This is a genomic window from Chitinophaga japonensis, assembly GCF_007830125.1.
Lineage (GTDB): Bacteria > Bacteroidota > Bacteroidia > Chitinophagales > Chitinophagaceae > Chitinophaga > Chitinophaga japonensis.
Map to the genome: position 1 here is coordinate 803,474 of NZ_VLLG01000003.1, position 19,561 is coordinate 823,034.

The window sequence follows — 19,561 nt, forward strand, 5'->3', positions numbered from 1 at the left end:
GGCACACCTGCACATCCGCACATTATTTTTATTATTTTGCGCAAATGCGAGATATCCGAATCGTTGTGGCCGGTTTACTGGTAACCGGGCTGTTACACTTTCATACAACCTATGCCCAGGATACTGCTCAATATAACGGCATGACCGTGAACCTGGATGAAGTGGTAGTGAATGCCAAGCGTATAGGCTTTGACGTAAACAGTTTCATAAGAAGGGTGGAAGAAGACACCACCTTCTACCGTGCTTTTAAGAACCTTCGCCTCCTGGGCTTTACCGCGGATAACGACATCCGGGTGTTCGGTAAAAAAGGAGACGTAAAAGCCTCCCTCAAAAGCGAGACCCGGCAAACCATGAACGGCCGCTGCCGCACCATGGAGGTGCTGCAGGAAAAGACCACCGGCGACTTCTACACCTCCAAAGGCAAATACAACTATTATACGGCGGAATTATACGCCAACCTGTTCTTTACCAACGGCACGGTGTGCGTGGACGAGAACGGTGATTCGCCGGAGCGCTCCGGCGGCAGCCTGGAAAAGCATAAGGCCCAGCTCAAGCAACTGATCTTTAACCCCGGCAAGCCCGTAAAAGGCGTGCCCATTGTGGGCCATAAAGTGGCGATCTTTGACCGGGATGTGATGCGCTTTTATGATTTTGCCATAACCTCCGAGGATTACCTGGGTATTCCCTGTTACGTATTTGCCGCTACGGCTAAAAAAGACCTGGGCAGGATAGACCAGGGGGAAATAGTGATCAATGAACTGACCACCTACTTTAACAAGGATAATTTCGAGATCGTAGGGCGCCGCTACTCCCTGTCCTACAAAACCTGGCTGTTTGATTTCAATGTGCGCATGAACGTGGAAATGACCAAAAAGAACGACCTGCTCATACCTGCGCTGGTTACCTATGACGGTACCTGGGATGTGCCTTTCAAGAAAAGGGAGACCGCGAAATTTATAGCAAAGTTCAGGCTGGATTAATACACTACCGTTACCGTTCCCGTTTTCTTCACCAGCGCTTCCGGCGCGTTCATATTCCGGTATTCCATTACCCATACATAGGTGCCTACGTTCATGGGCACGTTCCGCTGGCGGCCGGTCCAGGCTACGGCCGGGTCTGAGCTGTAAAATATGCGGGCGCCCCAGCGGTCGTAGATACTGAGCTTGAAATCCGATAACTGGCAGCGGTAAATAGGCCGGAAATAATCATTGCGGCCATCGCCGTTGGGGCTGAAGGCCGTGGGCAGGTATACCTGGCAGTCGCAATCTTTCAGCAGCACGCTTACGGAATCAATGGCCTGTCCGCAGGCATTATTGGCTACTACTGCATAGTAGCCCGGCTCGGTTACGGCATAGATGGGCACCATGGTGCTGTCCTGCCATTTGTAGTCGCTGCCGGCGCCCACCGGGTGCAGCATCAGCCGTTCCCCACGGCACAGCACCGTGTCCGGGCCCAGGTTTACCCGCAGGGTATCGTCATATTGTACATGGATGGTATCGGAGGAAACGCAGCGCCCTATCTGTGCCCGCACATAATAATATCCCGGTTCCCGCACATAGTAGGTAGCCTGGTCGGAGCTGTCCTGCCAGAGATAGGTGCCCGTGCCGAAATCGGCTGTCAGCACCAGGAACTCGCCCTTGCAGATGGTGGTGTCATTGCCCAGGTCTACCCCGCGCAGGCGGTTGTAGTCTACGCGGATGCTGTCCAGCACCTCGCACTCGCGGTCCACTTCAATGAACACCCAGAGGTCCACCGGGCTGCTCACCGTTACGGAAGGGTTCCGGGAGCCGGTGCTCCACTCGTAGCGGGTAGCGCCGGAGATCTGCGGCGTAATGGTGATGGACTCGCCTGGGCACAGCAGGGTATCCGGCCCCAGTGAAAAGGGATGCTCACGGCCACCGAAATTGATGGTCACGGTATCCCGGTAAATGCCGCAGCCCTGGGCGTCCACTTCCACGCTGTAGGTGCCGCTGGTGGTCACCACGTAGGTGGAGGCGTTGGCGCCCGTAATAGGCGCAAAGTCGCGGTACCACTGGTAGTTGCCGTCCTGCGAGGTAGCGTCCAGGCGTATGGCTTCATTGATGCACAGCAGGTGGTCGTTGCCCAACTCTATTTCCGGGATGGGCGTAAAGTATACGTTCACGGAGTCCGGCACCAGGCAGCCGTTGATCTTCACTTTGTAGGTGCTGGTGGTATCCGCCACGATGCTGGAGCCAATGGAGTCCGGGCGCTGCCACTCATAGGTGGCCCCCGGTATCACGGGTGCGCTCAGGGTAATGGTTTGCCCTTCGCACAGCGTGGTGTCTATCGGTTCGGGAAAGTTATAGGCCACCGGTGTTACGATCGTAATGTTCTGCTGGGTGGTGTCCGCTACGCCTGCGCGGTATGCGATCAGCGTTACGGTATAGGTGCCGATGCTGGCATACAGGTGCTCCGGCTCCATATCGGCAGACGTGTTCAGCGCGCCGGAACCCGGATCGCCAAAATCCCACTGCACAGAATCGATACCCATATCATCGGTGATGGTGAAGGGGATATCTGTATTCACGCAGGTGCTGGAAAAGGTGAATGGCGTTAACCACACCTTCCGGGAGGAGGCATATGCATGGCAAGATGCAATCAGTTGGATGCAAAGGACAGAAACGGCAAGTATTAGCCGTGTTGATGTAAGCAAATAGCAGCGGCTTCTCATGTGGGACATGGGTGATGGCACTAAATTAATAGAAATATAGATATATAGATTATTTTTTTCATAAAAAGAACCTTCTTAATAGGCTAATCAATTCATTATCATTAACATCGGATTAGCGAAAAAAATATATCGGTAATCTATCTTCGCGGGCAGAGAGAAAGTTTGCAACAATGCAGCGGTCAACAGCCGCACAAGGTAGCCCATCCAGGCTGCCTTTGTTTTTTTAAGCAATTTTGCTTTTCTTGCACCCGCTTTATATTAGCAAAATTCCCTATGCCGTCCCCTTATACCGGCCTAACGACTACCTTGTTACGCCCGCTTCTGTTCCTTGCGCTCCTGGTCTATGCAAATATGCCCGCCGGATCCGCGCAGTCATTGGCCTTCAGCCCTGCCGCCGAAGATCCCGCCCTGCTGCAATCGCTGCTCACAGAACATGAACAGCATTACAAGGCCGGTATCACCCGCCTGCCTGCCGCGTATAAAAAAGATTATGCCGCTATTTACCAGCAGCGCTGGGATCATATCAAAACCGTATTTGACAAAAAGGAGATCTATACGGAGCAAACCGCGCAGCAGTACCTGGATGCATTGGTGGCCGCTGTTGTAAAGGCCAATCCCGTGCTGCAGGACAGCGCCTTTCACTGTTATTTTTCCCGCTCCGGCGTTCCCAACGCCAGCTACCTGGGCGAGGGGCTGATCCTTTTTAATATGGGCCTGTTCTGCAAGCTGGAAAATGAAAGCCAGGCAGCCTTCGTGATCTGCCATGAAATAGCGCACTACTTTTTACAGCACAGCGAGCATAGTATTGAAAAGTATGTATCCACCCTTAACTCCGAAGCCGTGCAAAAAGAGCTGCGCCGCATCAAGCGCTCCGAGTATGGCAAGCGCGCGCTGGTGGACAAGCTGGTAAAAGGCCTCACTTTCGGCAGCCGCCGGCATAGCCGGGATCATGAAGCCCAGGCAGACTCCATGGCAGTGGAGCTGATGCGGCATACCCCTTTTGATATAACAGGTGCGCTTACGGCGCTGGGCATCCTGGACCGTATTGATACCGATACCCTGAATACCGCCGCCTGCCTGGCGCAGCTCTTCCATGCAAAGGAATATCCTTTCCGGGAAAAATGGATCGCACGGGAGGAAGGTCTCCTGGGCGGGCATGCGCACCTGGAGCGCGACAGCGTGCTGGAAGATTCCCTGAAGACCCACCCGGACTGCAGGTTGCGCATACAACTGCTGGAGCCGGTGGTGAACCGCTATCAAACAAGCGGCCGGTCCGCCAACCCGGTGGATGGGAATAAATTCGCTGCGCTGCGCCATACTTTTGCCTACGAGATCGTGGAGTATGCCTATGTTTCGGACAACTACACCCGTAGCCTGTACCACACCATCGCCTTGCTGCAGCAGCACCCGGAAGACCCTTACCTGGTGACCCAGGCAGGCCGCATACTGAACGGCTGCTATGCCGCCCAGAAAGCACACACGCTGGGCAAGCGCATAGAGCTGCCATCGCCCGGGTTCTCTCCCGGTTACAACCTTTTATTGCAGTTCATACAGAACCTGTACCCGGAGGATTTTGCCGCCATCAGCTATTATTACCTGCACCGGCATGTGGACCGGCTGAGCGGTTACCCCGCATTCACCAAAGCATATAACACCAGTTTTCACGAGATAAAACAATAACAAACAATCCCTATCAAACCTTTGCAATCATGATCAAACAACTCATCGCGGCAGCCCTCCTGTTCTGTACCCTGGGGCTGCACGCGCAGAACAAGCTCAGCGTCGAGAATGTGTATGCCGCCTACCTGCGCAACAGCGGCACCATTATGGAGAACAACCAGATAAAGGGTTACTTCTTCCTGTACCAGAGCGACAAGGTGAACCGTAGCACCAACGAGTACACCCTGCAGATACTGGACGAGAACCTGAACAAGGTAAAGGACATCAAGTTCCAGGACTCCAGGAAACTGAGCCTGCTGGAAGCCGCCTATAACGGCAGCAGCCTGTCCTTCCTTTTCAAGAACGAGGACAACAAGACGCTGGACATGAAAGTGTACGGCATTGACGGCAAGTTGAAATACACCTACAGCCGGGAGTACACCAAAAAAACCGATGCCCTGATGAAACGGTACGAGACCATGCATACGGACGAAGGCACCAACCAGAATGTGTTTGACCTGGGTGAGCAGGGCTACGTATCCGTACTGCCCCTGCGGGATGGCAGAACCTACACCTACGAGGTGGACTATTTTTCTTCTGCCTCCAAAAGACAATGGACCTATATCCCCTCAGATGATGAGGAGCGTTTTGCCAATGCCGAGTACCTGGGTAGCACAGACAGCCTGATCATACTGGAAGTGATGAAACGCAACAAGCTGATGAGCGGCAAGACCACTTCGCACCTGGTGGGGATCAACTTTGTTACCAAAAAGAAAGTGTTTGACCTGGACTGGGAGGACGACAAATTTCTGCTGATGCCCTCCAACATCGTTACCATAAAGGGCAGCGACAAAATGCTGGTAATGGGCAGCTACTTTAATAAAGGCGACAACGTGGCGAAAGATCACAGCAAAGGGCTGGCCATCTATGAAATGGACGGCCAGGGCCAGGTGCTGAACAAAACCTACAATTCCTGGGCGCTGGATTTTGGCCGGCACCTGCCTTCCACTACCAAGGGTAAAATAGACAAGGTGGGCTTCCTGTACATCCATAAAATGATACAGGCGCCCGGCGGTAAAATGTTTGCCGTTGGAGAAGGCTATAAAAGAAAGGCCAGTGCAGGCGGTATTGCATTGACGGCGCTTAACGCGGCAGCCGGCGGATATAATGGCGCCGTTGGCGTAACCAAGATCGTTACCACGGACCTGGTGGTAATGGAGTTCAACGACAAGTACAAACTGGCTAACGCCACCATTTATGAAAAGCGGGACAGCGATGCAGAGATATCCGGCATGAGCGACTACTACAGCCAGCATATGATCGCTATGTACCTGAAAGGCGTTGGTGCATTTGACTACGAGTTTACCACCGGCGATGCGGACAACAGCAATTTTACCATCTGCTACAGCGATTGGGTAAAGGGCGCCGATTACAAGGGCAAGACCTTTAATACCCTGCGTTACAATGGCACCAGGTTCATGCAGGACAAGATAGAGCTGAAATCAAAGGCCAGCAAAATGCAGGTGTTTCCTGCCAAAGCCGGCTCCGTGATGATCCTGGAATATTTTAAAAAGGATAAGCGCCTGGACCTGCGGCTGGAAAAGCTGGGGTAATTAATGTGCGGATGTGCAGATATGCAAATGTGCAGATGAATTGACTCGAATATCAAATTAGTCAATTCATACGCTGCATTTTCATCTGCACATTTGCACATCCGCATATTTGCACATCATTCCATCGGCCGTGCGCTTACATACCTCCTCCATTTTTCCAGCACCTGGCTGAAATCTTCCGGCAGGGGGCTTTCAAACTGCATGGGCTTACGGGTGCGGGGGTGTATGAAGCCCAGCGTTTGCGCATGCAGCGCATGGCGGGGCATGATCTCGAAGCAATTGTCTATGAACTGTTTGTACTTGGCGAACACGGTGCCTTTCACAATACGGTTGCCGCCATAGGTATCGTCATTGAACAGGGGATGGCCCGTGTGCTGCATATGCACCCTGATCTGGTGCGTGCGGCCGGTTTCCAGGCGGCAGGCGATCAGCGTTACATAATTGAAGCGTTCCAGCACCTCGTAATGGGTAATGGCCTCTTTGCCGTATTCCCCGTCGGGGTAGGCGTCCATGATCTTGCGGAAGCGCTGGTGCCGGCCTACATGGGCTACGATGGTGCCTTCATTTTCTTCAATATCGCCCCATACCAGCGCCAGGTAACGGCGCTGCACGGTGTGGTCAAAGAACTGTTTGGCCAGGTCGTTCATGGCTTTGTCTGATTTGGCCACTACCAGCAGCCCGCTGGTATTCTTGTCAATGCGGTGCACCAGCCCGAAACGGGGGATCTCCGGCGTTACCGCGCGGGTATGCTCATCGCCCAGGTACCAGGCCAGGCCGTTTACCAGGGTGCCGCTATAGTTGCCGCAGCCCGGGTGCACTACCATGCCGGCCGGTTTGTTGACCACCATTACATCATCGTCCTCGTACACAATATTGAGGGTCAGCTCTTCCGGCACCACTTCCGTGCTTTCCGGGCTTTTGCTGGAATATACCACGATCCGGTTGCCCGGTTTTACCTTGTAATTGGATTTCACGGGCTTCTCGTCCACCAGCACCAGGCCGCCATCGCAGGCCTGCTGTATCTTGTTGCGGGTAGCGCCTTCCACCCGGTTCATCAGGAATTTATCGATGCGCAAAGGCTCCTGGCCTTTGTCCACTACAATGTTTACCCGCTCGTACAGCTCTTCACTGCCTTCACCATTGTCCAGCTCATCTTCCAGTTCCAGCAATTCTTCCGCCATAATTTGGTACAAATTTTTGGCAAAGGTAGATAAATTAGCAGTAGGCACGTAGCCGTTGGCTTTTAGTCCCGGAGCGGATGCTAAGCGTCAATTTAGCTATCTTTGCACAATATTATTAAAGCGTGAAACCGAGCATGGTAGACATTTTTTACATAAGGACATGTTATGCGAGGTTCCACGAGGCCGTTAAAAGACAAATGTTAACGAGTGAAACAACAGATCAATGTAGCAGACCTGGGACTGGTGGACTACCAGCAAGCCTGGGATTACCAGGAACAGTTGCTGCAGCAGAACGTGCGTATAAAACTGGATGCGGCCCGCTCCGCGGCCAGCGGCGCCGGCGCTACTACCCACCATTTGCTTTTTTGTGAGCATCCGCCGGTATATACCCTGGGTAAAAGCGGGCGCATGGAAAACCTGCTGATCAATGAGCAGCAACTGAAAGAGAGGGCCATCAGCTTTGTGCCTACCAACCGGGGAGGAGATATCACTTTTCACGGGCCGGGCCAGGTAGTAGGCTACCCGATACTAGACCTGGAATACTTTTTTACAGACCTGGGCCGCTACCTCCGCTCACTGGAGGAAGTGGTGATCCGCACACTGGCGGACTATTGCATTGGCGCCGGCCGCTCCGCCGGGGAAACCGGCGTATGGCTGGACCCGGACGATCCTGCCCGGGCGCGCAAGATATGTGCCATGGGCGTGCGCTGCAGCCGCTGGGTCACCATGCACGGCTTTGCCCTGAACGTAAATACCGATCTCAGTTATTTTAACAATATCATTCCCTGCGGTATTGCCGACAAGCAGGTGGCCTCCATGCACGCAGAGCTGGGACGCCCGCTGCCGCCGGGGGAAGTAAAGGCTGCGCTGCAGGCGCATTTTGCGGAAGTATTTGCAGCCGACCTGGTTCCTGTTCCGCGCGCCGCCAGTGCAGCAGGTTACTGACAAATTGCTATTTCATAAGGGCAATTTGCTGTCCGGAACCCCTCAGCTCCTATAGTTCAATGGGATAAAGAAGCTCCATTTCTCCTTCAGCTTACCACCTTCATAGAGCTCAAAATTAAACCAGCCGGAGTGCAGGAAAATGGCCTTTTCCAGTATCAGGAAAGGTTCCTTCACCTTATTGATCTCGAACAGGAAAGCCCCGTCCGGCTCAAAGAATTTAATGGAGTAGTTTTTTTGCGGAGCATCGGGCAGGTTGATGTTCACATTCCCGTCTGCCGTGGTATACACCGTGTTGGAAGGATGCCAGGCCACTTTTTCGGGCGTCTTTTCTGTGCCTTTCAGGTCCGCCAGGTCGGACATTTCCAGTTTGCGGGTAGCCAGGATGGTGCTGTCCGGCGTTGCCAGCACGGTTTTACTGTACATATAACGGCCGTTGTCGAACAGGATGAAGAGGCGGTAGTAGTTATTGCCCGGCAGGGGCTTGTTGTCCAGGTACACGTTCCTGGTCTGGGTGGGGTAGGAAGCATACGCGATGGTGCCGAAATTCAGCACGCTGTCCAGTGAGCGCTGTATCCCTATCTGCTTTACATTGGTAAACCCGGAAAGCCATTCCAACTGGATCTTCCCGGTCTTGATAAGCGCCATGAAATCGGGCAGTACCGGGGGAGTGTACTGCTGTGACTGAGCTTTGGCCGACAGTGTAAAAATCAGGAATAGCCATACAACAAAAGATAAACGCGCGATCTGCTTCATACAAGGCTCAAAATTAAAATTCCAAATTCCAAATCCCAAAAATTCCAAATGGGGAAATCCCAAATTCCAAATTCCAAATCCCAAAATTGGTGAATGGCCCCGCATCAACAGCAGTCTGCCCATCGTTCAGGGCATATGTGGTCCATTTTGGGATTTGGAATTTGGGATTTGGAATTTTAAAACGCCCGGCGGCAGGGAAAGATTGCCCTGGAGCCCGCCGGTATGTACCAGCAGTATGCGGCTGCCGGCCGGGAAATAGCCCTGCTGTGCCAGTTGCTCTACGCCGTATACCATTTTGCCGGTATAGATAATATCCAGCGGGATATGCGTGTCCGTATAAAATTGATTGATGCATGCAATGAGCGCAGGCGTTACGCGGGCATAGCCGCCCAGGTGAAAATCATGCAGCAGCCGCCAGCGGGGGTGCACCGGGGCTTCCAGCATGGCCGCTACTTCCTCCTGCAGGTAGCCGGCCCCTTTCAGCACTACCACGCCCAGCACTTCCTGCTGCGGCCCGGCGCTGTTTACCAGGCCGGCCAGCGTAGTGCCGGTGCCTACGGCGCAGGCGATGTGGGTAAACCGATCATCAGCCGCCAGCGGTAATATTTCCCGGCATCCCCGCACGCCGGCGGCGTTGTGGCCGCCCTCCGGGATGATGTAGCTGTTGGGGAAGCGCTGCTCCCAGTCTGTCGTATCCTTTTCCCGGTAGGCTTCCCGGCTGATGAAGCACAGCTCCATGCCCTGCTGCCGTGCCTGCTGCAGGGTATGGCCCGGCGCCGGCGGGGCCTCGCCCCGGATAATGCCGGTACAGGACAGGCCGGCCATGCGGCAGGCTAAGGCGGTGGCGGCTATATGGTTGGACCAGGCGCCGCCAAAGGTCACGATATGCGTTTTGCCCGCCGCCTCCGCCGTTTCCAGGTTATATTTCAGCTTGAACCATTTGTTGCCGGAAATGTCCGGGTGCAGCCGGTCCAAACGCAGCATGGCTGCCTCCACACCGGGAGGCAGCCATGCTGGTTGAATAGTTTGCAGGGTGATATGGGAAGGATCAATTGAAAAGCGCATTCCGCAAATTTACGTTCCCTGTCTTTGTCCGCACCGTTACGCCCAGTTCAGCGCCGCCGCCGGCATTGAAATATAGCAGCTTCACCTGGTGAAATCCTTTACGCAGGGGCAGGATAGCGGTTTTTTCCAGCGGGGCGTGCTCCCCGTCGTTGTCCAGGGCCAGCTCGCCATCCACGTACAGCACGGCGCCGTCGTCGCATTTCAGGCTGAACTCGTAAATGTCGTCAGCATCCGCCTTGAAATAGCCTTCATAGGCCACGCTGAATTTATCCTTCGGCAGGAAGGGCCGGATGTTGAAGTATGGCATTACGCCGCTGCTGTCTGCCATTCCGCTGATCTGTTTAGCCTGTTTGAAGGCCCGGTGATAAGCGGAAAAGCGCGCGCCCTTGTTTGCCGGGCTGGCATTGGCTGCTGCCTGGTAATCCCGGCGCTGGTAAGTAGCGCTGTATACGGCGCTTTTGCGGCCGGAGGGCGTTACCACGATGCATTTCAGCACTACCGGCTCTTTGCGGAGGGCCAGGCGGATGTTGCCATTGTAGCGCTGGCTGCTTTCCGTGGGCTCGCTGCCATCGGTGGTATAATAGATGGCTGCGTCCTGCACCAGGGGCTGAAGGCTAACGGCGGTATGTGATTCCGTGGTGACATCGTTCTCCAGCCCGGCGGGCTCCGGTATGCGGAAGGGAACGCCTTTTTTGTCCAGGTAGGCGAGCTGTGCGGGCAGGCGCTCCAGGAAATCTGCGTAGTGCTTCTTATCTGCGCCGGACCAGGTGATCTCGGCCACGGCCAGTGCGCGGGGCCAGGTCATATAGTCCACCATTTGCGGGCTAGGCATATATTCCGTCCAGATATTGCCCTGTACGCCTTTGATATATTTTTGCTCCGCCTGCGTGAGGGAGGGCGGCAGCGGCTCATAATTATACACGGTTTGCAGGGGCAGGAAGCCGCCTATGTTCAGGGGCTCGCTGGCCGGGTTGCCCTGGTAATAGTCCAGGTACAGGTAGGTGTTGGGTGTCATGATCACATCATGCTGCTGCTGTGCCGCTGCAATGCCGCCTGCTTCGCCGCGCCAGCTCATCACGGTAGCATTGGGCGCCAGGCCGCCTTCCAGTATTTCGTCCCAGCCGATGATGCTGCGTCCCTTGCTGTTCAGGAATTTCTCCATGCGCTGTATAAAATAGCTTTGCAGCGCGTGCTCGTCCTTCAGCCCCAGCGCCTTCATGCGGGCCTGGCATTTGGGGCAGGCCTTCCAGCGGTCTTTGGGGCATTCGTCGCCGCCAATGTGGATGTACTTGCCGGGAAACAGGTCCATTACTTCAGTCAGTACATTTTCCAGGAAAGTATACACGGAATCGTTGCCGGCGCAGTATACTTCTTTGTGCACGCCCCATTTGGTGGCCACTTCGTAAGGGCCGCCGGTGCAGCCCAGGTTGGGATAGGCTGCTAGCGCGGCTTCGGAGTGCCCGGGCATTTCTATTTCAGGCACAACAGTAATATGCCGGTCTGCCGCGTATTGTACGATATCCCGTACTTCGTCCTGCGTATAATAGCCGCCGTGCGGCTTACCGTCATAGGTGTTGCTGCGGCCGGCATGGCCTACTACGGTCTCCTTGCGGGTAGACGCTATTTCCTGCAGGCGGGGATAGCGCTTTATTTCTATGCGCCAGCCCTGGTCCTCCGTCAGGTGCCAGTGAAAGCGGTTGAACTTGTAATGCGCCATCAGGTCTATGAACTGCTTTACATAGGAAGCCGGGAAGAAGTAGCGGCCGCAGTCCAGCATCAGGCCCCGGTAGGCGAAGCGGGGCGCGTCTGTAATTTTTACGGCGGGCACTGTAAGCTGGTCGCCCTCGCCGCGGATCAGTTGCTGCAGGGTTTGCAGGCCGTAGAAGAGGCCGGCGCCGTTACCGCGCAGTTGTATCATTTTATCCGTCACCCACAGGCTGTAACCTTCTTCCGGCATGTGGCTGTCCGTCACCACGGTAATGGCGCCGCTGCCGGCCATGGTTTTGGCCTGGTGCGGGGAAAGGGTGATACCGTTGTTGGATTGCAGGAAAGTGTTCAGCAGGTCCGCTACTTTTTTGGACGCTGCATCCTTGTACAGGAGCAGGGTTTGCTTTTGTATCCGGAAGCTGCCGGGCAGCTCCTGTACGGAAGCTGGCTTGGGAATAATACTGATTGCCGGTTGCTGCTGTGCCGCTGCTAGCAGGCATAACAGCAACCCTAATGATGACACTAAGAATTTTTTCATGTTTATGATTGTGATTATGTATTGTGGCCGTGTATAATACTACGTTACAGGTTGATTTTGTACCCATTAACGTGCCCGCTGGCGCCTGAAATATGGTTTAATATTCAATTTTACTGGAAAAAGAGCGTGTGAAAATACTTTTAATGATTAAATTTAGCGCCGATATTTTTGCTTAAAGATTTGAAAATTAAAGTCTGATCGCAAGCGTAATTCCATTGAACCTTTAAAAAACAAAAAAAATATACGAATGAAACCGAGCATGATACATTTTCTCATACAGGGGCATGTTAGTGCGAGGTTCCATGAGATCTCTAAAAACTAAAATATTTACGAATGAAACCTACTTTATTGATTCTGGCGGCAGGAATGGCAAGCCGATACGGCAGCTTAAAGCAGATACAACAGTTTGGTCCCAGCGGTGAAACCATCGTTGATTATTCTATTTTTGATGCTATACGCGCCGGATTCGGTAAGATTGTATTCATCATCCGCAAAGATTTCGAAAAAGACTTTAAAGACATTTTTGAGCCCAAGCTGAAAGGCCGGGTGGCCACAGATTATGTATTCCAGGAAATGAGCGCCTTTACCAACGGGCATGAAGTGCCGGCAGACCGCTCCAAGCCCTGGGGTACCGCGCATGCCGTACTTTGCGCTAAAGACGCTATCAACGAGCCTTTTGCGGTGATCAACGCAGACGACTTCTATGGCCGTGACGCTTTTGAAAAAGCCGCCGCTTTCCTCAACAACCAGTGCAAGCCCGATGTATACGCCGTGGTAGGCTACGAGCTGGGTAAAACCACCAGCGAGCATGGCTCCGTTTCCCGCGGGGTATGCGCGGCGGATGCCAACGGTAACCTGACGGCTATCAATGAACGGACTAAAATATACCTGGATAACGGCCAGATCGTATACGAGGAAGCCGACGGCTCCAAGCACCCGCTGTCGCCCGATACGCCGGTATCCATGAACTTCTGGGGCTTCCACCCCTCCGTGTTCCAACTGAGCGAAGAGCAGTTCAAGGCCTTCCTGGACAAGAACATCGGCAATCCCAAATCGGAGTTCTTCATCCCGATCGTGGTGGACCATTTCATCCAGCACAAGCTGGGCGTGGTAAACGTAATACCCACCAGCTCCCAATGGTTTGGTGTTACCTATAAAGAAGACGCGCCCGGCGTACAGGCCAGCCTGAATGCCCTGGTGCAGCAAGGGGAATATCCTGGGAATTTATGGAAATAAAACCGCATCAACGTATCCTGCAGGCATTTGGCATAGACGCCGCCCATACGGATATCAGGAAATTCGGTAGCGGTCATATCAACAATACTTTTTTGCTGCAGCGGCAGGATGGCAGCAGGTATGTGCTGCAACGCATCAATGCCGCGGTGTTCAGGGAGCCGGAGGTCATTGCCCGCAACCAGCGGATGGCCGCCGACTACCTGGCGCAGCATCATCCCGGCTACCTGTTCATTACACCTGTGCCTACCGTGGAAGGGGAGGAGCTTTTTGTACTGGAAGATGAGTACTGGCGCATGATCCCTTTCATTGAACATTCCGTAACGGTAGACCAGGCGGACAATCCCACCCAGGCCTACGAGGCCGCCCTGCAGTTTGGCCGGCTGGCCCGCTACCTGGACGGGATCAACCTGCAGCCTTTCCGGCCCACTATTCCCAACTTCCATAACCTTACCCTGCGCTACAGCGCCTTCCAGGAAGCCATCCGCAACGCCCGGGAAGACCGCCGGCGCCATGCGGAAACGCTGACGGCCCGCTTCCTGCAGTTTTCAGACATTGCCGTTACCTACGAGCGCCTGAAAACCGCCCCGCTCTTCAAGGACCGGCTCATGCACCACGATACCAAGATCAATAACGTGCTGCTGCACAAGGATACCTACAAAGGCCTCTGCGTGTGCGACCTGGATACCCTGATGCCCGGCAAGATCATTTCCGACCTGGGCGATATGGTGCGCACCTATGTATGCCCCGTATCCGAGGAGGAGCGCGATTTCAGCCTGATCGGCATCCGGGACGAGTATTACGAAGCGCTGATGGACGGCTACCTGTCTGAAACCGGCAGCACGCTTACCAAAGTGGAGCGGGAGCAATTGTTCTTTGCCGGCAAGTTCATGATCTATATGCAGGGCATCCGCTTCCTGACGGATTACCTGAAGGGGGACGTGTATTACCCGGTAAAATACCCGGAGCATAACTACAACCGGGCCATGAACCAACTGGTGCTGCTGGAGCGCCTCGTGGAAAAGGAAGACCATCTGCAGGCCATTATACGCAAATGCCTGGGCCCCGGGGGGAATGATATATAATGATATTTTATTTTAATTAGAATTTATCTAAACCAAACGGTAAAATTTTCAATATTTTCAAAAACTGATTTTTTGGTTGCGAAATATCGAAATTTTTTGTTGTTATTGGTTTTTCGTGTATTCACTAATACATTTGTAGTCGCAACAAAAAAAGAGAAAAAGGGAAAAATATGACCTCCATGTGGTTAAACAAAAACAATAACAAGCTCCATCATGTAGTAGCGCAGCTCAACTGGGCTATTACACTGGTCGTGGTTGTCGTTGTCATTATTAGCCGCCATTATGGAGGATAGGTAAACGTGTACAATCACTAAAGATATGGATCGCCTTCCTCCGCAAGAGGAAGGCGGTTTTTTTTAGAGGCGGTTCGCTTTTTAAAACAGGTGCTTTTTTAATTATTCAATCATATGTACAGCTACTACAACGAGAACACCATCCTTTACCTCAATGGTGAGTATCTCAAAGCAACAGAAGCTAAAACAGATCTGTATGGTCAGTCCCTGCATTATGGCTACGCAGTATTTGAAGGCATCCGCGCCTATAAAACGGAGAAGGGGGAGATCAGGATCTTCAAGGCCAGGGAGCATTTTGACCGGCTCCGGCGTTCCTGCGAGCTGATACACATCCCCTACAAATTCGACAACGAAGCGCTGATCAGCGCCGCATACAAGGTGCTGGAGCTGAACAACCTGGAAGAGGCCTATATCCGCCCCCTGGTGTTTTGTCCCCCCAACATGACCCTGAAAGCTGCCAGCGAAGCGCATATCCTCATCTGTGCATGGGAGTGGGGCGCTTACCTGGGCGAGCAACTGTTGCGTGTGATGACCTCCTCCTTCCAACGCCCCAATCCTAACGCATTCAGGATCGAATCCAAATCCGCCGGCTTGTACGTCAACTCCATCATGGCCTCGCAGGAAGCCAAGCAAAACGGGTACGACGAAGCGCTGCTGCTGGATATGCGCGGCTATGTGGCGGAAGGCCCCGGGGCTAACCTGTTCTATGAGAAGCACGGTAAGCTGTACACACCGCCCCCGGGCCATATCCTGCCGGGCATTACCCGGGCTACGGTTATAGAGCTGTGCCATGAGCTGGGTATTCCCCTGGAAGAGAAATTATTTACCCTGGAGGAGCTGCGGCAGGCCGAAAGCGTGTTCTACTGCGGTACCGCAGCAGAAGTGATCGGGTGGGAATCACTGGACGGCCAGTCCTTCAGCAAGCCCTGGGCGGAATCCCTGGGCAAGGTGCTGCAGCAGGCCTATAAAGCCCGCGTGCTGGAAAGGGAGTTTAAACGTAAAGTGGCATAGGTGAAATTCCAGATCCCAAAAGCCAAATTCCAAATGGTGGGATAGGTCTTTGCACAATTAGCAGTTTGCCGATAGCTCAGGGGATGTGTGCCCTGTTTGGAATTTGGGATTTGGGATTTGGAATTTACAGTTGGAAACTGGAATTTGGAATTTACGATTCCCGGTGCAGTAAAGGGTTTGAGCCATAAAAGCAAGGATTTGAATACCGTGTATCCTTCAATTGTTGGTTTGGCCCCTGCCAATGATACTGACTATTTTGTAGCCTGATAAAACCGCCCCCGGGCGGCGCAAGGCACTTGTTTTCTAATACCGCCGCTGGCGGATGGTAATTTTTAACCGGCAATGGAATTGAACAAATACAGCAAAACGATCACACAGGACCCTACGCAACCGGCCGCACAGGCCATGCTGTACGGGATAGGACTGACAGAAGAGGACCTGAAAAAAGCCCAGGTGGGCGTTGTGAGCATGGGCTACGACGGCAACACCTGCAATATGCACCTCAACGACCTGGCAAAGGAAGTAAAGCAGGGCGTATGGGCCAATGACCTGGTAGGACTGACCTTTCACACCATTGGGGTCAGCGATGGCATCAGCAATGGTACAGAAGGCATGCGTTACTCGCTGGTCAGCCGCGACCTGATCGCCGATTCCATTGAAACGGTTTGCGGAGCGCAGTATTACGACGCCCTGATCACCGTACCGGGCTGCGACAAGAACATGCCCGGCTCCCTGATGGCCATGGGACGCCTGAACCGCCCGGCCATCATGGTATACGGCGGCACTATTGCTCCCGGAAAGTACAAAGGGCAGGACCTGAACATCATATCCGCCTTCGAGGCCCTGGGCCAGAAACTGGCCGGGCAGCTCGATGAAGCTGATTTTAAAGGCATTGTGCAGCATTCCTGCCCCGGCGCAGGCGCCTGCGGCGGCATGTATACCGCCAACACCATGTCCAGCGCGGCAGAAGCTCTGGGTATGAGCCTTCCCTACAGCTCCTCCAACCCGGCGCTGAGCAAGGAAAAGCACGAAGAGTGCCTGGCTGCGGGCAAGTATATACGCCTGCTGCTGGAAAAGGACATCAAGCCCCGCGACATTATGACCTTTGAGGCGTTTGAGAACGCCATCACCGTGATCATGGCGCTGGGCGGCAGCACCAATGCCGTACTGCACTTGATAGCCATCGCCCGCTCCGTGGGCATTAACCTGACGCAGGACGATTTCCAGCGCATCAGCGACAAAACCCCGCTGATAGCCGACCTGAAGCCCAGCGGCAAATACCTGATGGAGGACCTGCACAACATTGGCGGCGTGCCCATGGTGATGAAGTACCTCTTAAAACAGGGACGCCTGCACGGCCACTGCATGACCGTAACAGGCAAAACCCTGGCAGAGAACCTGGAGACCGTGCCCGATATCGATTTCAGCAAACAAAATATCATCTACCCGCTGGATAAGCCCCTGAAAGCCAACGGGCATATCCAGATATTATACGGCAACCTGGCCGAAAAAGGCTCCGTAGCCAAGATCACCGGCAAGGAAGGAGAGCGCTTCCGTGGCCCGGCCCGGGTATTTGACGGGGAGTTTGAGCTGATAGCCGGTATCCAGAGCGGCCGCGTAAAGTCCGGCGATGTGGTGGTGATCCGCCAGGTAGGCCCCAAGGGCGCCCCCGGCATGCCGGAAATGCTGAAGCCTACCTCCGCTATCATGGGCGTAGGGCTGGGCAAGAACGTGGCGCTGATCACGGACGGCCGTTTTTCCGGCGGCACCCACGGCTTCGTGGTAGGGCATATTACGCCGGAAGCCTTTGAAGGCGGCACCATTGCCCTGGTAAAAGATGACGATATGATAGAGATAGATGCGGTGAATAACAAGATCAACGTGGAAGTAAGCGCGGAGGAGCTGGCCGCCCGCAGGGCGCAGTGGCAGCAGCCCGCTTTGAAAGCATCTAACGGAATATTATTTAAATACGCAAAACTTGTAAAAAATGCAACAGAAGGATGTGTTACCGATGAAGGCTAAACCGGTTGACGAGCCCACGCCCGTAGCCAGTGCGCCCCTGCAGCCCATTACCGGCGCTGAAGCGGTGATCCGCTCCCTTATTGCAGAAGGAGTGGAAACCATTTTCGGCTATCCCGGTGGTGCCATCATGCCCATTTATGATGCGCTGTACGATTTTCAGGACCAGGTGCATCATATACTGGTCCGGCACGAACAGGGCGCTACTCATGCAGCCCAGGGGTATGCCCGCACATCCGGTAAGGTCGGCGTGGTGTTTGCCACATCCGGCCCGGGCGCCACTAACCTGGTAACAGGGCTGGCCGATGCGCACATGGACTCTACCCCCATGGTATGCATCACCGGCCAGGTAGCCGCCGCGCTGCTGGGCACCGATGCCTTCCAGGAAACGGACGTGATCGGCATTACCATGCCCATTACCAAGTGGAACATCCAGGTAACACGCCCCGAAGATATTCCCGGCGCTATTGCCAAGGCTTTCTATATTGCCCGCAACGGCCGTCCCGGCCCTGTGCTGGTAGACATCACCAAGAACGCGCAGGTAGCCAAATGCGATTTTCAATACCAGAAATGTGAATACATCCGCAGCTACCGGCCGGTGCCCGCCCTGCAGGAAGACCAGGTGGAAGCGGCGGCAGCGCTGATCAACAGCGCTAAAAAGCCCTACATCCTGTGCGGGCACGGCGTATTGATCGCCAATGCGGAAAAAGAGCTGATAGCGCTGGCGGAAAAAGCGCAGATACCCATCGCCTCTACCTTGCTGGGCCTGTCTGCCGTACCGGTAGACCATCCCCTGTATGTGGGTTACCTGGGTATGCACGGCAACTACGCGCCCAACATCAAGACCAATGAATGTGATGTGCTGATAGCCGTGGGCATGCGCTTTGACGACCGTATAACCGGCGACGTGAGCACCTATGCCAGCCAGGCGAAAGTGCTGCATATAGAAATTGACGCGGCGGAGATCAACAAGATCATCAAGGCCGACGTGGCGGTGCATGCGGATGCCAAAGCTGCATTGCAGGCCCTGCTGCCGAAGATACAGCCGCAGCAGCATGATGAATGGCTGCAGGGCTTCAAGGAAGCCGACCGCATGGAAGAAGAAAAAGTGACCAGGCACGAGCTGTACCCCACGGAAGGCGGGCTGAAAATGGCGGAAGTGATACGCCTGATATCCGAAAAGACCGGCGGCCATGCCGTACTGGTAACGGATGTAGGCCAGCACCAGATGATCGCCTCCCGCTACTACCGCTTCCAGGACCCGAACACCAATATCACCTCCGGTGGCATGGGCACCATGGGCTTTGCCCTGCCGGCCGCCATGGGCGCCAAGGTGGGCACGCCGGAAAAGGAAGTGGTGGCCATCATCGGCGATGGTTGCTTCCAGATGACGCTGCAGGAGCTGGGCACTATCTACCAGTCTGAAATAGGCGTGAAGATCGTGATCCTCAACAATAATTTCCTGGGCATGGTGCGGCAGTGGCAGCAACTGTTCTTTGACAAGCGCTATTCCTCCACCGAGATGATCAACCCTGATTTTGTGCAGATCGCCAAAGGGTTTTACGTGCCCGGCAGAAAGGTAACGGACCGTGCGGAGATCAGCGCTGCTGTGGACGAAATGCTGCAGCACAAAGGCGCTTACCTGCTGGAAGTGGTGGTGGAAAAAGAGGACAACGTATTCCCGATGGTGCCGGCCGGCGCGCCGATCGCCAATATCAGGCTGGAGTAGCAGGGGCTTTGAGCAACGTAATTGATCATTTAATTCAT

14 protein-coding genes are annotated in these 19,561 nt (G+C 54.2%); 9 read left to right on the forward strand and 5 right to left on the reverse strand.

Annotated elements, in window-relative coordinates:
• The first annotated feature begins 44 nt into the window (after nt 1-44).
• Nucleotides 45-980: a hypothetical protein gene (locus LX66_RS12305; protein ID WP_145713701.1), complete on the forward strand. Its 936-nt coding sequence runs from the start codon at nt 45-47 to the stop codon at nt 978-980.
• Here LX66_RS12305 and LX66_RS12310 read toward each other — a convergent pair.
• Nucleotides 977-2,548 (reverse strand): T9SS type B sorting domain-containing protein, encoded by a 1,572-nt coding sequence (locus LX66_RS12310; RefSeq protein ID WP_158642618.1) that lies wholly within the window; start codon nt 2,546-2,548, stop codon nt 977-979. The two genes, LX66_RS12305 and LX66_RS12310, sit on opposite strands and share 4 nt — an antisense overlap.
• 495 nt (nt 2,549-3,043) lie before the next feature.
• On the opposite strand from LX66_RS12310, the gene LX66_RS12315 reads away from it, so the two are divergent.
• Together LX66_RS12315 and LX66_RS12320 are read left to right on the forward strand one after the other, a co-directional pair.
• Nucleotides 3,044-4,372, forward strand: coding sequence for a M48 family metalloprotease (locus LX66_RS12315; protein ID WP_158642619.1), 1,329 nt, complete (start codon nt 3,044-3,046; stop codon nt 4,370-4,372).
• Between the two features lie 29 nt (nt 4,373-4,401).
• Complete coding sequence (locus LX66_RS12320; RefSeq protein ID WP_145713710.1) at nt 4,402-5,964, forward strand: DUF6770 family protein; 1,563 nt, start codon at nt 4,402-4,404, stop codon at nt 5,962-5,964.
• Between the two features lie 116 nt (nt 5,965-6,080).
• On the opposite strand, the gene LX66_RS12325 is transcribed toward LX66_RS12320, so the two are convergent.
• Nucleotides 6,081-7,145, reverse strand: a complete 1,065-nt coding sequence (locus LX66_RS12325) for an RluA family pseudouridine synthase (protein WP_145713713.1) — start codon at nt 7,143-7,145, stop codon at nt 6,081-6,083.
• A gap of 207 nt (nt 7,146-7,352) precedes the next feature.
• On the opposite strand from LX66_RS12325, the gene lipB reads away from it, so the two are divergent.
• Complete coding sequence (lipB, locus tag LX66_RS12330; protein WP_145713716.1) at nt 7,353-8,090, forward strand: lipoyl(octanoyl) transferase LipB; 738 nt, start codon at nt 7,353-7,355, stop codon at nt 8,088-8,090.
• 42 nt (nt 8,091-8,132) lie between these two features.
• Here lipB and LX66_RS12335 read toward each other — a convergent pair whose 3' ends face one another.
• The 3 genes from LX66_RS12335 to LX66_RS12345 all read right to left on the reverse strand — a co-directional run bounded on the left by LX66_RS12335 (nt 8,133) and on the right by LX66_RS12345 (nt 12,153).
• Entirely contained in the window at nt 8,133-8,843 is a 711-nt protein-coding gene (locus LX66_RS12335; protein ID WP_145713719.1) for a hypothetical protein, read from the reverse strand.
• A 126-nt stretch (nt 8,844-8,969) separates the two neighbouring features.
• Nucleotides 8,970-9,908, reverse strand: a complete 939-nt coding sequence (locus tag LX66_RS12340) for a 1-aminocyclopropane-1-carboxylate deaminase/D-cysteine desulfhydrase (protein WP_145713722.1) — start codon at nt 9,906-9,908, stop codon at nt 8,970-8,972.
• Nucleotides 9,892-12,153 carry a family 20 glycosylhydrolase gene (locus tag LX66_RS12345; RefSeq protein ID WP_145713725.1) on the reverse strand — a complete coding sequence of 754 codons (2,262 nt, stop codon included), beginning with the start codon at nt 12,151-12,153 and terminating at the stop codon, nt 9,892-9,894. The genes LX66_RS12340 and LX66_RS12345 overlap by 17 nt, the downstream gene beginning before the upstream one ends.
• 333 nt (nt 12,154-12,486) lie before the next feature.
• Between LX66_RS12345 and LX66_RS12350 the strand changes: the two genes are divergently transcribed.
• The 5 genes from LX66_RS12350 (at nt 12,487) to ilvB (ending at nt 19,523) form a co-directional block, all read left to right on the forward strand.
• The gene (locus LX66_RS12350; RefSeq protein WP_145713728.1) at nt 12,487-13,389 is read left to right on the forward strand and encodes a sugar phosphate nucleotidyltransferase; all 903 of its coding nucleotides are present in this window, start codon (nt 12,487-12,489) and stop codon (nt 13,387-13,389) included.
• Nucleotides 13,380-14,471: a phosphotransferase enzyme family protein gene (locus tag LX66_RS12355; protein WP_145713730.1), complete on the forward strand. Its 1,092-nt coding sequence runs from the start codon at nt 13,380-13,382 to the stop codon at nt 14,469-14,471. Before LX66_RS12350 ends, LX66_RS12355 begins: the two co-directional genes overlap by 10 nt.
• A 407-nt stretch (nt 14,472-14,878) precedes the next feature.
• Nucleotides 14,879-15,775: a branched-chain amino acid transaminase gene (locus LX66_RS12360; RefSeq protein ID WP_145713732.1), complete on the forward strand. Its 897-nt coding sequence runs from the start codon at nt 14,879-14,881 to the stop codon at nt 15,773-15,775.
• A gap of 342 nt (nt 15,776-16,117) precedes the next feature.
• Nucleotides 16,118-17,797: a dihydroxy-acid dehydratase gene (gene ilvD, locus LX66_RS12365; RefSeq protein ID WP_145713735.1), complete on the forward strand. Its 1,680-nt coding sequence runs from the start codon at nt 16,118-16,120 to the stop codon at nt 17,795-17,797.
• The gene (gene ilvB / locus LX66_RS12370) at nt 17,763-19,523 is read left to right on the forward strand and encodes a biosynthetic-type acetolactate synthase large subunit (RefSeq protein WP_317130571.1); all 1,761 of its coding nucleotides are present in this window, start codon (nt 17,763-17,765) and stop codon (nt 19,521-19,523) included. Before ilvD ends, ilvB begins: the two co-directional genes overlap by 35 nt.
• Nucleotides 19,524-19,561 lie beyond the last annotated feature (38 nt).

Bases quoted from the DNA above. Each gene is read 5' to 3' on its own strand.
- LX66_RS12350 (WP_145713728.1), top strand. From the start codon at position 12,487: ATGAAACCTACTTTATTGATTCTGGCGGCAGGAATGGCAAGCCGATAC.
- LX66_RS12340 (WP_145713722.1), bottom strand. From the start codon at position 9,908: ATGCGCTTTTCAATTGATCCTTCCCATATCACCCTGCAAACTATTCAA.
- LX66_RS12305 (WP_145713701.1), top strand. From the start codon at position 45: ATGCGAGATATCCGAATCGTTGTGGCCGGTTTACTGGTAACCGGGCTG.
- LX66_RS12335 (WP_145713719.1), bottom strand. From the start codon at position 8,843: ATGAAGCAGATCGCGCGTTTATCTTTTGTTGTATGGCTATTCCTGATT.
- LX66_RS12360 (WP_145713732.1), top strand. From the start codon at position 14,879: ATGTACAGCTACTACAACGAGAACACCATCCTTTACCTCAATGGTGAG.
- LX66_RS12355 (WP_145713730.1), top strand. From the start codon at position 13,380: ATGGAAATAAAACCGCATCAACGTATCCTGCAGGCATTTGGCATAGAC.
- LX66_RS12345 (WP_145713725.1), bottom strand. From the start codon at position 12,153: ATGAAAAAATTCTTAGTGTCATCATTAGGGTTGCTGTTATGCCTGCTA.
- ilvD (WP_145713735.1), top strand. From the start codon at position 16,118: ATGGAATTGAACAAATACAGCAAAACGATCACACAGGACCCTACGCAA.
- ilvB (WP_317130571.1), top strand. From the start codon at position 17,763: ATGCAACAGAAGGATGTGTTACCGATGAAGGCTAAACCGGTTGACGAG.
- LX66_RS12320 (WP_145713710.1), top strand. From the start codon at position 4,402: ATGATCAAACAACTCATCGCGGCAGCCCTCCTGTTCTGTACCCTGGGG.
- LX66_RS12325 (WP_145713713.1), bottom strand. From the start codon at position 7,145: ATGGCGGAAGAATTGCTGGAACTGGAAGATGAGCTGGACAATGGTGAA.
- LX66_RS12315 (WP_158642619.1), top strand. From the start codon at position 3,044: ATGCCCGCCGGATCCGCGCAGTCATTGGCCTTCAGCCCTGCCGCCGAA.